The organism is Streptomyces sp. NPDC004752 (genome assembly GCF_053601275.1).
In genome coordinates this window covers 1-12,641 of sequence record NZ_JBSGBN010000086.1, presented here as the reverse complement: position 1 = coordinate 12,641, position 12,641 = coordinate 1, and the positions used below count along the sequence as shown (strand labels likewise).

Annotated in this window: 9 protein-coding genes; 3 read left to right on the top strand and 6 right to left on the bottom strand. The window is 72.0% G+C overall.

The annotated features are described in order from the left end of the window. Positions 1-205 precede the first annotated feature (205 nt). From ACWEKM_RS30200 to ACWEKM_RS30190, 3 genes are all read right to left on the bottom strand, one after another. Positions 206-838 (bottom strand): chaplin, encoded by a 633-nt coding sequence (locus tag ACWEKM_RS30200; protein ID WP_451624434.1) that lies wholly within the window; start codon positions 836-838, stop codon positions 206-208. Positions 839-958: 120 nt separating this feature from the next. Next, entirely contained in the window at positions 959-1,186 is a 228-nt protein-coding gene (gene chpD / locus ACWEKM_RS30195) for a chaplin ChpD (protein WP_451624433.1), read from the bottom strand. Positions 1,187-1,481: 295 nt separating this feature from the next. Continuing rightward, the gene (locus ACWEKM_RS30190) at positions 1,482-1,892 is read right to left on the bottom strand and encodes a rodlin (protein ID WP_451624432.1); all 411 of its coding nucleotides are present in this window, start codon (positions 1,890-1,892) and stop codon (positions 1,482-1,484) included. A gap of 261 nt (positions 1,893-2,153) precedes the next feature. Here ACWEKM_RS30190 and ACWEKM_RS30185 point away from each other — a divergent pair, with 261 nt between their 5' ends. Continuing rightward, positions 2,154-2,564, top strand: coding sequence for a rodlin (locus tag ACWEKM_RS30185; protein ID WP_451624431.1), 411 nt, complete (start codon positions 2,154-2,156; stop codon positions 2,562-2,564). A 317-nt stretch (positions 2,565-2,881) separates the two neighbouring features. Beyond that, the gene (locus ACWEKM_RS30180; RefSeq protein ID WP_451624430.1) at positions 2,882-3,289 is read left to right on the top strand and encodes a rodlin; all 408 of its coding nucleotides are present in this window, start codon (positions 2,882-2,884) and stop codon (positions 3,287-3,289) included. Between the two features lie 105 nt (positions 3,290-3,394). Here the strand turns inward: ACWEKM_RS30180 and ACWEKM_RS30175 are convergent, their stop codons facing one another. Next, entirely contained in the window at positions 3,395-5,314 is a 1,920-nt protein-coding gene (locus ACWEKM_RS30175) for an AMP-dependent synthetase/ligase (RefSeq protein ID WP_451624429.1), read from the bottom strand. 194 nt (positions 5,315-5,508) lie between these two features. Between ACWEKM_RS30175 and ACWEKM_RS30170 the strand changes: the two genes are divergently transcribed. Further along, the gene (locus ACWEKM_RS30170) at positions 5,509-8,715 is read left to right on the top strand and encodes a glycoside hydrolase family 2 TIM barrel-domain containing protein (protein ID WP_451624428.1); all 3,207 of its coding nucleotides are present in this window, start codon (positions 5,509-5,511) and stop codon (positions 8,713-8,715) included. Between the two features lie 270 nt (positions 8,716-8,985). Here the strand turns inward: ACWEKM_RS30170 and ACWEKM_RS30165 are convergent, their stop codons facing one another. Together ACWEKM_RS30165 and ACWEKM_RS30160 are read right to left on the bottom strand one after the other, a co-directional pair. Then, a complete protein-coding gene (locus ACWEKM_RS30165; RefSeq protein ID WP_451624427.1) occupies positions 8,986-9,849 on the bottom strand; it encodes an ABC transporter permease in 864 nt (287 codons plus the stop codon). Then, the coding region (locus ACWEKM_RS30160) for a CocE/NonD family hydrolase (protein WP_451624426.1) at positions 9,846-12,641 on the bottom strand (2,796 nt) is incomplete at its 5' end. The genes ACWEKM_RS30165 and ACWEKM_RS30160, both read right to left, overlap by 4 nt.

The following is a 12,641-nucleotide window of genomic DNA, read 5'->3' as shown; positions in this document are numbered from 1 at the left end:
CGGTGAGTCCGGCGTCCCGCCCCTTCGGAGTGCCTCGGGTGCACCGGTGAACACACGAACCGGCCGCCCTTCCGAGCGGAAGGGCGGCCGATGGAGTGCACGGCGGCATCAGCCGTCGTAGCCGCAGGGTTTCAGGTAAGCCTGGCCCTTTGCGATACGCGACCCGGAGAGGCACGTCTCGGACTTGGCACAGACCTCTGCGGAGTTACCGAAGGGACGTGGCTCGGCCTCGCCGGTACAGGACCACCCCGCCCGCGATCAGCGCGGCACTGAGGCCGGAGGCCGCCAGCGTGGCCGCGCTGCCGGTCTCCGCCAGCGCGGGCCGGGATTCGCGGCTCACGCGGGCGGGTTCCTGCTGCCGCCCGGTGGAGGAATCGTTCGGCCGCTCCGAGGAGGCGGAGGCCGGGACGTGTTCGGCCGGGGTGGGCTGCGGGGGAGCCGGGGGGCGAACGACCGGCGGGGTGTTCGGGACGGGCGGGGTACTCGGGACGGGCGGGGTGCTCGGGACGCTCGCCGGTGGCGGCGTCTGATGAGCGCCGGGCTCGCTGGGACCGACCGGCCCCGGAGTGTCAGGCGTGACCGGTTCGACCGAACTCGCGTCGTTGCCACAGGAGTTGCCGAATGCCGGATTCAGCAAGGCGAGGACGTCGACGGTGTTGCCACAGACGTTCACCGGCACATGGACCGGCACCTGCACGGCGTTGCCGGACAGGACACCCGGGGAGCCCGAGGTGGTACCGCCGGCGACCGAGTCGGCGACGGCGGCGATGTCACACAGGGACAGAATGCTCGTCGCGGCGGCGGCCACGACCATTCCCCTGCTCAGGGTCTTTCGCAATCTCGTTGTCTTCCTGCTTGAAGAAGTGGGAAGGCCGGCCCCGGAACGAAGAACCCAAGGATCAACGGTCCGGGGCCGGCCACTGCACAAGCCCGGAGGCCGACGCGTGGTGCCGGTGCGTCAGCCGTTGGCGCAGGTGTTGCCGAACGCCGGGTTCAGCAGCCCGATGACGTTGACGGTGTTGCCGCACGCGTTCACCGGAATGTGCACGGGGACCTGGACGACGTTGCCGGACAGGACGCCGGGGGAACCGACGGCAGCACCCTCGGCACCGGAGTCCGCGAAGGCCGGGGCGGCGACGCCCAGAGCCAGGATCGCGCCCGCGACGACGGCAGCGCTCTTCTTCATGAACTTTCCCTTCTTTGCGGTCATGCACCTATGACGGCCGAAACCGAGCGAGCACAGCTTGAATGGCTCGCACCATGACCGGCAGGCTGTAGAACGAGGGATAGACGGCCGAAGAAACTACAGAACGCGCGTCATCCTGTAATTCACTCGAACGCCTTCACAGAATTGACACAAGAGGGGAAACGGTTCGCCCGAGCGATGGGCGACAGGTTCGGTGGGGATTTCACGGAAAAGTCCGCCCGGGCGGCGGCGCGTAAAACGGCGCACGGCCCGGGCGGACTTCCGCGGTATCGGCTCAGTGGTTGTCGACGCCATTGCCCGAGAGGGCCGAGATGTCGTCCAGGAGGTGCGACGCCGGCTCGTCGCCCTTGGCCTGGGTCGAGTTCTCGGCGCACTGCTGGTTCTGCGGCGCCGACAGGACGGGGACGTCCTGCACTGCGACCGGGACGGCGCCGACGACCGAGCCCACGTTCGCCTTGAACGGCAGACCGACGCAGAGCTTGTTCAGCGAGCTCTGTACCAAGGTGGCCTGCGGACTCAGGTTGCCCCGGGTCACCTGGTTGCCGAACACCTCGTGAGCGCCGTTGCCGCTGGCGGAGGTGGTCCCGCTGTCGTTGCCGATGGCAAGCGCCTGCGGGGCGAGCGCCGCCGACGCACCGACGACGGACGCGGCGACCGCCGCCACGGCCATTGCCTTCTTCAGCATTTTCGCTTTCCTTTCCCGGCCCCAGGGCCAGACGTACGTTCCTGCCCCCGCATCAACCCGCCACGGTCGGAATGGTTGCGGCACGTCACCCGATCGGAGCGTCCGACGGGGGCCGAATCAACGCACCGCCCTTGGGGCAGCGGGGCAATCCCGGCGGGGTGGTATGTCGGCCATCGGAGTGAATGTCAGGAACCAAACGGACCCTCTCCAGTTGAAGCAGGGCGCTCCGGTGGACGGGGTTTCTTCAGAAGGGAATTGCAAGTGATCAAGAAGGTTCTGGCCTCCGCCGCGGTCGCCGCGTCCGTCGTCGGCGTCTCGGCCACCGCCGCCCCGCAGGCTCTGGCCATCGGCAACGACAACGGCACCACCTCGGCGAGCGGCAACGGCGCCTCGCAGGCGTACGGCAACTCCGCCACCTACGGCGCCATGAGCCCGCAGATGGCGCTCGTCCAGGGCTCGCTCAACAAGCCCTGCATCGGCCTGCCGGCCAAGGCGAACGTCGGCTCGCTCGTCGGTCTGGTCCCGGTCGCCGTACAGGACATCCCGGTCCTCTCGTCGCCGCAGAACCAGCAGTGCGTCGAGAACTCGACCCAGGCCAAGGGCGACGAGCCGCTGTCGCACATCCTGGACGACATCTCGGCCCTGTCCGGCAACGGCGCCGGCAACGGCTGACCGGGACACCTCCCCAGCCTCTTCCGGGCTTCCCCAGCGGGCCGTCGGACTTCCGGCGGCCCGCTGGTCTGTTGTGGTCCCGCGGTGGCGCGGTAATGCGGTCCCGCATTACCGCCCGGCACCGGCGCGTCGTACAGCGGAGGAAGATCGGCGGTGCGCGGGCGATGTGTAGGCAATGTGTGGGCGCGCCGGGATGTTTGTCCCTTGATCGGACCGCACTGGTCCGTTCGAGGCACAGCCCGCAACCCAGGCCGGTCCACCGCCGTTGACGATCATGCAACTCCCTCCCCGGAGTCCGCCTTTCGAAGGGAAAGAACATGAAGAAGCTGTGGGCAACCGCGGCTGTGGCCGCCTCGGTCGCCGGTCTCGCAGGTGCGGCCGCCCCCCAGGCCCTGGCCATCGGCAACGACACCGGCACCACCTCGGCGAGCGGCAACGGCGCCCAGTCGGAGTTCGGCAACTCCGCCACCTACGGCGCCATGAGCCCGCAGATGGCGCTCGTCCAGGGCTCGCTCAACAAGCCCTGCATCGGCCTGCCGGCCAAGGCGAACGTCGGCTCGCTCGTCGGTCTGGTCCCGGTCGCCGTACAGGACATCCCGGTCCTCTCGTCGCCGCAGAACCAGCAGTGCGTCGAGAACTCGACCCAGGCCAAGGGCGACGAGCCGCTGTCGCACATCCTGGACGACATCTCGGCCCTGTCCGGCAACGGCGCCGGCAACGGCTGAGCGGTTCGCTCCTCGCGGCGGGTCACCGGTTCCCGGTGGCCCGCCTTTCGTGTGTTCAGTGGTGCCGTCCGCGCCGACGGGGTCACCGGAGTGTGTGTCGCTCCGTCAGTCGCCGTACAGCGCCTCGATCTCGGCCGCGTAGGCCGCCATGACCGCCTGCCGCTTGACCTTCAGGGACGGCGTGAGCAGGCCGTTGTCCTCGGTGAACTCCCCCTCGACCAGGGCGAAGGCGCGGATCGACTCGGCCCGGGAGACGGCCTCGTTGGCGTAGTCGATGGCGCGCTGCACCTCGGCCCGCAGATGGGGGTCGCGGACCAGGTCCGCGACCGGGGTGCCGACGGGCAGCCGACGCACCGACAGCCAGTGGGCGACCGCCTCGGGATCGAGGGTGACCAGGGCGGCGACGAAGGGGCGGTTGTCGCCGACGACGAGGCACTGGCCGACCGGCGGGCGGCTGCGCAGACGGTCCTCCAGGACGGCCGGGGAGACGTTCTTGCCGCCGGAGGTGACGAGGATGTCCTTCTTGCGGCCGGTGATGGTGAGATAGCCGTCGTCGTCGAGGGAGCCCAGGTCGCCGGTGGCGAACCAGCCGCCGGAGAGGACGGCTTCCGTGGCCGCCGGGTCGTTCCAGTACGCCCCGAAGACCGGTCCGCCCTTGATCAGCACCTCGCCGTCGTCGGCGATGCGGACGGCCACGCCGGGGACGGGCCGGCCGACGGTGCCGGGGCGGGGGCCCAGCGGCGGCACGATGGTGGCGGCGGCCGTGGTCTCGGTGAGGCCGTACCCCTCGTAGACGATGATCCCGGCCGCGTGGAAGAACAGGTTGAGGTTGCGGTCGAGCGGGGAGCCGCCGCTGATGGCGTACCGCACGCGGCCGCCGAGTTCCTTGCGGACCCGACGGTAGACCAGCAGGTCGTACAGGGCCCAGGCGGCGAACAGGCCCGGCCCGGGGCCCTTGCCCGTGCCGAGGAACCTGTGGAGCGCGGCCTCGCCGAAGTGGACGGCGATGCGGTCGGCGCGGTCGAAGGAGGCGCCGCGGCCGATCCGTTCGGCGGTGGCCCGGCCGGTGTCGTGGATCTTCTCGAACAGATAGGGCACCCCGACGAGGAAGGTGGGCCGGAACTCCTTGAGCGCGGGGCGGAGTTCGTCGGGTCTGACGCTGGGGAAGTGGCCGATCTCGATACGGGCCATCAGGCAGGCGATCTGCAGGGCGCGGCCGAGGATGTGGGCGAGCGGCAGGAAGAGCAGGGTGGACGCGGTCTGGCCGGTGACCTCCGTGAAGACGGGGTGCAGCAGTTGGACGGTGTTCGCCGCCTCGGCGTGCAGGTTGGCGTGGGTGAGGACGCAGCCCTTCGGCCGGCCGGTGGTGCCGGAGGTGTAGCAGATCGTGGCGACCGTGTCGGGGGTCAGGCGGGCGCGGCGCTGGGCGACGTCCTCGTCGGGGACGTTCTGGCCCAGGTCCGTGAGCCGGTCGAGGGCGCCCTCGTCGAGGGTCCAGGTGCGCGGGGGTTCGGGGTGGTCGGCGGTGGCGGCGAGGACGGTGGCGGTGTTCCGCGCGGTCTCGGTGACGACGTACCGGGCGCCGGAGTCGCGGACGATCCACGCCACCTGTTCGGCCGAGGAGGTGGGGTAGACCGGGACGGTCCGGCCACCGGCCGCCCAGATGGCGAAGTCCAGGACGGTCCACTCGTAGCGGGTGCGGGACATCACCGCGACCCGGCCGCCCGCGTCGAGGCCGGCCGCGATGAGGCCCTTGGCCGCGTCGGTGACGTCGCGGGCGAAGCGGGCCGCCGTGACCTGATGCCAGACGCCCTTGTCACGGCGGCGCAGGACCACGGCGTCGGGGGCCTCTGCGGCGTTGGTGAAGGGCAGGTCGGCGATGGAGCCGGTCGTCGCGGCCGGCACGAGGGCGGCGGTGCGGGCCTCGCGGACGACGCCTTGTGCGTCCCTGACGAGCTCCACCTGGCTGCGGGCCGCCAGGTCGGTGCGCTTCCTGGCCCGCTTCAAATCCTTGCGTAGGCCCATGACGGCTCCCGGTCGCAGCTCGGGTCGGCGTACTGCCGAACGTGCTCAGCGGGAGGTCAACTTACTCCTGATGGTACGTCAATACGTCAATTCCTTTGCGCCATACGGGTTCTGTGGGCGCTGCACATTCTTGTCCGGTGAGCGGTTCCGTTCGATGCTGGCGTTTCGTGCCGCCTTGTGTTCGGAGCCGCCGTATGAATGCAGAGAGAGCCCGCAGCCACCGACCGAGCCGTCGCACCGTGCTCGCGGCGGGCGCCCTGGCGGGCTGGGCCGCCTTCACCGCGCAGAAGCGGGCCTTCGCCGCCGACGGCGACCCGTGGGACGCGGACCCGCGGGTGTTCCAGGTGGGCCGGGAGGCGGCGCGGGCCCGGCTGGTGCCGTACCCGAGCACCGCGGACGCGCTGCGCGGACGGTTCCAGGAGTCGCCGTACCATCGCTCCCTCAACGGCGACTGGCGCTTTCGCTGGTCACGGAACCCGGACCGGCGACCCGTCGGGTTTCACGAGCCCGGCTACGACGACGGCGGCTGGGACCGCATCCCCGTGCCCTCGAACTGGGAGATCGAGGGGTATCCCGAGCCGATCTACCTCAACATCAGGTATCCGTGGATCGGTTACGAGACGCCCGAGCCGCCCGAGGTGCCGCACGACTTCAACCCGGTGGGCTGCTACCGCCGCGCCTTCACCGTGCCTGACGCCTGGTCGGGGCGGCGCACGCTGCTGTCCTTCCAGGGCGTCAAGTCCGCGTTCTTCGTGTGGGTCAACGGGGCGCGGGTCGGCTACAGCGAGGACAGCTACACCCCCGCCGAGTTCGATGTCACCCCGTATCTGCGGCCCGGCGGCAACACCCTGGCCGTGGAGGTGCACCGCTGGTCCGACGGCAGTTGGCTGGAGGACCAGGACATGATCGACCTGTCCGGGATCTTCCGGGACGTGTACCTGTACTCGATCCCGCGGGTGCATGTGCAGGACCTGTTCGTGCGTACCGCGCTGGACTCGGCGTACCGTGACGCCGTCCTCACCGTCGATGTCGCGGTGCGCGACCGGGACGACCACGGCGGCGTCGCGGGCCACCGGGTGAGCGCCGAACTGTTCGACGCGCGCGGGCGGCGGGTGCTGGGCCTCGCGGACGCGGCCCGGGACGGAACGGTGTCCCTGAAGGGCGAGGTGCGGGCGCCCGCGCTGTGGTCGGCGGAGCAGCCCGACCTCCACACGCTGGTGGTGACGCTCGCGGACGCCCGGGGCCGGGCCGTCGACATCCACAGCACCCGCGTCGGCTTCCGCCAGGTCGCATACGGGCCGGGGACCTTCACCCTCAACGGCAAGCCCGTCATGTTCCGCGGCACCAACCGGCACGAGAGCGACCCCGAGCGCGGCCAGGCCGTCGACGAGACGCGGATGGTGCAGGACATCCGTCTGATGAAGCAGCACAACATCAACGCCGTCCGCACCTCGCACTACCCCAACCACCCGCGCTGGCTCGAACTGTGCGACGAGTACGGGCTGTATGTGATCGACGAGACCAACCTGGAGACGCACGGCGTGCGCGACACCGTGCCCGCCTCGCTGCCGGAGTGGACCGACGCCTGCCTGGACCGGCTGCGCTCGATGGTCGAACGGGACAAGAACCATCCGAGCGTTGTCGTCTGGTCGCTCGGCAACGAGGCCGGGCACGGCAGCACCTTCCAGGCCATGGCCGACTGGGCACACGCCCGGGACGCGTCCCGCCCCGTGCACTACGAGGGCATGAACGCCGTCGCCGACCTGCACAGCGAGATGTACACCAGCCCGGCGGGCGTCGAGGCGTACGGCAGTTCCGGCAACCCCACGCCGTTCCTGCTGTGCGAGTACAACCACTCGATGGGCAACAGCGGCGGCAACGTCCGGGAGTACTGGGAGATCTTCGAGCGCTATCCGAACCTGCACGGCGGGTTCGTCTGGGACTGGGTCGACCAGGCCATCCGGCTGCCGGTGCCGGGCGACTCCCGGCGCACCTATCTGTCGTACGGCGGCGACTGGCACCCCGGTTATCCGACGGACGGCAACTTCTGCTGCAACGGGCTGGTGGCCGCGGACCGCTCGGTCCATCCCGGGCTGATCGAGGTCAAGAAGTGCTACCAGCCGGTGGGGGTGACCGCGGACGATCTGTCCGCCGGGACCGTGCGGGTGCGCAACAAGCAGCTGTTCAGCGGTCTGGACGACTACGAGCTGCGGTGGGCCGTGACCCGTGACGGTACGACGGTGCAGCACGGCACGCTGTCGGCGCCGGGGGTGGCGCCCGGCGCGGAGGGCGTCGTCCGTGTCCCCTACCGCAGGCCCGCCGCGCCCGAACCCGGCGCCGAGTACTTCCTCGACCTCTCCTTCGTGCTGCGCGAGGGCACCCGCTGGGCCGGTGCCGGACACGAAGTGGCCGCCGAGCAGCTCGCGTTGGACTGGACCGCACCCGCGCCGGACGACTCCCCCGCCCGGGACGACTCCCCTTCCCAGGACGGCTCCCCCGCCCGGGACGGCCTCACGCTCACCGAGACCGACGCCGAGGTGCGGGTGCGCGGGCGGGACCTGGAGGTGGTGCTGTCCAAGGCGTCCGGCACCCTGTCCTCGTACATCTGGCGGGGGCGGGCGCTGCTCGCCGAGGGGCCGGTGCCCCACTTCTGGCGCGGTCCGACCGACAACGACATCGGCCGCAAGTTCCACAAGACCGCGCTGACCTGGCGGGACGCGGGCGCGCGGCGGACGGTGACCGCCGTGCGGGCCGAGCAGCCCGCGCCCGGCGAGGTCGTCATCGCGGTCGACTGCACGCTGCCGACCGCGCCGCACTCCGCCGCCTGGCGCACGGTGTTCCGGGTGCGCGGGGACGGGGAGGTGCGGGTGCGGCACACCCTGGACGCCGCCGCCGGGCTGCCCGACCTGCCCATGGTGGGCGCGCTGGTGCGGGTGCCGGCGGGCGCGGAGCGGCTGGAGTGGTTCGGGCGCGGGCCGCACGAGAACTACCAGGACCGCAAGGCGTCCGCGTTCGTGGGACGCTGGCGCTCCACGGTCGACGCGCAGGTCGCCCCTTATGTACGGCCGCAGCAGACGGGCAACCAGACCGATGTGCGGTGGCTGTCGCTGACCGGCCGCTCCGGTGCCGGGCTGCTGGTGGTCGCCGACCCCGCGGACGGCGAGGCGCTGCTGGAGACCAGCGCCCTGCACCACACGTCGGCCGATCTGGACGGGCCGCGACACCCGTACGAGGTGACCCGGCGCGCCGAGACGGTGCTGCTGGTCAACCACCGGCAGATGGGCGTCGGCGGCATCAACTCGTGGGGTGCCGCGCCGTTGGAGCGGTACCTGCTGCACGCCGGGCGGACGTACTCCTACGGGTACCGGCTGCGGCCGGTGGACGGACAGCTTGCCGGATAGCTCCGCCCCGGGTCGCCTCCGGCGGTCCGCCGAGGAAACGGTCCGTCCGAGGGAGCGGTCCGTCCGAGGGAATGGTCAGCCCCTCCGACGGCTCGGCGAGCCGGCGGACCGCCCGATGTCGGTGGCGCCCGCCAGCTCGTCGGCGTGCGGTGCGGGTGGTTCGTGCGGGGTGGTGGTGGGGTGGTGCGTGCGGGGTGGTGCGGACGGGTCTCGAAGCGGCGCGCGTGGGGTGGGGCGCCCGTCGAGACCGGGGGGTGATCCTCCGGTGACCTACGAGACGATGTCCTTGCGGGCGAACCCACGGAAGGCCAGGGCGAACAGCACGAGCGCGTACGTGATGGAGATCGCGGTGCCCTGGATCATGCCGGACCACTCGGGGCGCGGCTGCATGGCGTCGGCCCAGGCGAACTGCCAGTGCGCGGGCAGGAAGTCGCGCCAGTGGCCGAGGGCGGTGACGGCGTCCAGGACGTTGCCGACGATGGTCAGGCCGACCGCGCCGCCGACCGCGCCCAGCGGGGCGTCCGTCTTCGTGGACAGCCAGAACGCCAGCCCCGCGGTGACCAGTTGGGACACGAAGATGTATGCCACGACCACCACGAGGCGCCGGGCCGCCGTGCCCGGGTCCAGCGCGCCGCCGGTGGGGATCTCCAGCGGGCCCCAGCCGTAGGCCGCCGTACCGACGGCGATGGCTACGAGCGGCAGCAGCACCATCGCGGCCAGGCTGAGCCCCAGCCCGACGACCAGCTTGGACCACAGCAGGCGGGCCCGTGGCACGGGCGCGGCGAGCAGATAGCGCAGGGACGACCAGCTCGCCTCCGAGGCGACCGTGTCCCCGCAGAACAGGGCGACCGGGATGACGAGGAGGAAGCCCGCCGACACGAACAGGTTCACCGCGGCGAAGTTGGCGCCGGAGGCGGTGGCCGTGTCCATCAGGGTGACCTGGCCGTTGCGTCCGCTCGGGTTGCCGCCGATGGCGAAGGCGACGACCAGGACGAACGGCAGGACGGCGAGGATCCCGCCCATGGCCAGTGTGCGGCGGCGCTTGAGCTGCCGGACCAGTTCCACCCGCAGCGGCAGCGTGCGCCCCGCACGGTAGCCGGGGGCCACCTCGACGGGCTCGGCGAGCGTGCTCATGCGGAACCTCCGATCAGGGTGAGGAAGGCGTCCTCCAGTCGGCGGTGGGGGCCGAGCGAGGCGACGGGGACATCGAGCCGGACCAGCTCGACGAGAAGCCGCGCAGCGGACTCCGCCGGGCTACCCGTGACACGGGTACCGTCACCGGTCGGGGCGGCGGTCGGGTCCCCGGGCGGGGGCGCGGTTGAGTTTCCGGGCGGGGGCGCCGTCGGGTCAGCGGGCGTGTCCGTCGTCGGGGCCGCATCTGGGTACGCGGGCAGGGCTGTTTCTGGGGCCCCAGACAGCGGCGCGGTCGGGGCCGTGGGCCGGGGCGGCGTCGGGGCCGTGGGGGTCAGGTGGATCAGTAGGCCGTCGGTTGTGCGTGCTGCTGAGGCCACGCCCGGGAGTGCGGCCACCTTCTCGATCAGCGGGTCCGGGATGTCGGCGGCCAGGCCGACGAGCAGGGTCTCGCCCGAGCCGACGATCTCCCCCACCGGGCCGGCCTGGACCAGTCGGCCCCGGTCCATCACCACCAAGTGGGTGCAGGACTGTTCGACCTCCGCGAGGAGATGGCTGGAGACGATCACCGTGCGGCCCGCGGCGGCGTAACGGATCATCACCTCGCGCATCTCGCGGATCTGCGGCGGGTCGAGGCCGTTGGTCGGCTCATCGAGGATGAGGAGGTCGGGCAGGCCGAGCATGGCCTGGGCGATGGCGAGCCGCTGGCGCATGCCCTGTGAGTAGGTGCGCACCGCGCGGGCGAGCGCGTCGCCGAGGCCCGCGATCTCCAGGGCCTCGTCCAGGTGCGCGTCCTCGACCGGGCGGCCCGTCGCCCGCCAGTACAGCTCCAGGTTCTCGCGGCCGGAGAGGTGCGGCAGGAAGCCCGCGCCCTCCACGAAGGCGCCGACCCGCGACAGCACCGGCGCGCCCGGCCGGATCGCGTGGCCGAAGACGCGGATCTCGCCGTCGTCCGGAGTGATCAGGCCCATCAGCATGCGCAGGGTCGTCGTCTTGCCCGCGCCGTTCGGCCCGAGCAGCCCCAGCACCTGGCCCTTCTCGACGCGGAAGGACAGCTCCCGCACCGCGTACCGGTCCGCCGACTTCGCGTACCGCTTGCTCAGGTCCGTGATCTGGAGCGGGACCTCGGCCAGGGCGGGATCGGGTGCGGGGACCGCGGTGCGCCGACGGGCGGTCAGCAGCAGGGCCAGCGCCAGCACGGCGGCGGCCGGCGGCAGCCACCACACCCAGGACGGCAGCGGCGCCGCCGCGGTCGTCACGCCCGGCGCCGTCGGCACGCTCAGGTCGCCCTTCAGGGAGACGGTGTAGGTGGCCGGGGCCGCCGGTGAGGCATAGCCGAGGTCGGTGGAGGCGAGGACCAGGCGCAGCCGGTGACCCTTCTGCACGTCGTGGTCGATCGCCGGGAGGGTGACCGTGACGTCCTGGCCGGACCGCGCGCCCTCGACGCGCAGCGGGGTGACCAGCTGCGCGGGCAGCACCTGCCGACTGCCGCCGGGGCCGACGTCGTACACCTTGCCGAACAGGACGGCGTCGTCGGTCGTCGAGGCGATATGGACGGTGACCGTCGGGGAGCCGGTGATCCGCAGGTCCGTGGTGACCGGCGCGGACTCGAAGGCGGCGTACTGGCCGGGGAAGTCGAGGGAGACGCCCACGCCGAGCGCGGACAGCTGGCCGAGGCCGGCCGCGCCGCCGAGGCCGGGCAGCGCGGAGACGCCCGGCGGGCTGGCCCCGGCCGGGTTCTCGACCCGCTGGGTGCCGCCGGTCAGCGCGATGGAGCGCCGGCCGGCTGCCAGGCCGGGGTAGGTGTCGGCGCTCGCGCCGCGCAACTGGGCCGTGCCGTCGGTGGAGTCGACGCCTCCGGTGCGGGTGATCCGGAACGCCGGGCCGGTGTCGGTGCCCTTGTCGTCCTTGAGATAGCGGTCGAACCAGGCCGTGACGCGCGCCTGCACCCGGTCCGTCTCCATGTCGCCGCCGTCGTGCCCGCCCGCGATCCAGTCGACGTCGACCGGGGCGCCGTTCGCCCGGATCGCCTTCTCGGCGGCGTCGGACTGGGCGAGCGTGAACAGGGAGTCGGTCTGGCCCTGCACCAGGAGCGTGGGCACCTTGATGCGGTCGGCGACGGCGGACGGCGAGCGCTTCTCCAGCAGCCTGCGGGCGGCGGCGTCCGGCCTGCCCGACTCGGCCACCCGGTCGTACATGGCGCACAGCGTGGGCTCGAACTTGGCGCAGCCGCCGCCGGAGTTGAAGAAGATCCCCGCCCACAGTTTCTTGAACACGCCGTTCGGGAACAGGGCGTCCGCCAGGTTCCAGTACGTGATCGCCGGGGCGATGGCGTCCACCCGGTCGTCGTGTCCGGCGGCGAGCAGGGAGATCGCGCCGCCGTAGGAGCCGCCGGCCATGCCCACGCGCGGGTCGCCCCGCTTGTCGAGCCGGACCTGGGGCTGCCTCGCCAGCCAGTCGATGAGCCGGGAGACGTCGGAGACCTCGTGCTGCGGGTCGTTCAGCCCGATCCTGCCGGTCGACTTCCCGAAGCCGCGCGCCGACCAGGTCAGCACCGCGTACCCGTCCCGGGCCAGGTCCTGGGCCTCGGCACGCGTGTCGTCCTTGCTGCCGCCGAAGCCGTGCGCCAGCAGGACGGCCGGGCGGCGGCCTGCGGCGGCCGACGTGAAGTACGAGGTGTCGAGGCGGGTCCCGTCGGCCATGGTCATGACCTGGTCGGTCCGGTGTACCCGGGGCGGGTCGTCGGCGGCGGCCACGGCCGTCCTGGTGCCGGCGCCGGCGAGCAGCACGACGGC

Excerpts from the sequence above, each read along its gene's own strand:
- chpD (WP_451624433.1), bottom strand. The coding sequence starts at position 1,186 with ATGAAGAAGAGCGCTGCCGTCGTCGCGGGCGCGATCCTGGCTCTGGGC.
- ACWEKM_RS30190 (WP_451624432.1), bottom strand. The coding sequence starts at position 1,892 with ATGCTGAAGAAGGCAATGGCCGTGGCGGCGGTCGCCGCGTCCGTCGTC.
- ACWEKM_RS30180 (WP_451624430.1), top strand. The coding sequence starts at position 2,882 with ATGAAGAAGCTGTGGGCAACCGCGGCTGTGGCCGCCTCGGTCGCCGGT.
- ACWEKM_RS30175 (WP_451624429.1), bottom strand. The coding sequence starts at position 5,314 with ATGGGCCTACGCAAGGATTTGAAGCGGGCCAGGAAGCGCACCGACCTG.
- ACWEKM_RS30170 (WP_451624428.1), top strand. The coding sequence starts at position 5,509 with ATGAATGCAGAGAGAGCCCGCAGCCACCGACCGAGCCGTCGCACCGTG.
- ACWEKM_RS30165 (WP_451624427.1), bottom strand. The coding sequence starts at position 9,849 with ATGAGCACGCTCGCCGAGCCCGTCGAGGTGGCCCCCGGCTACCGTGCG.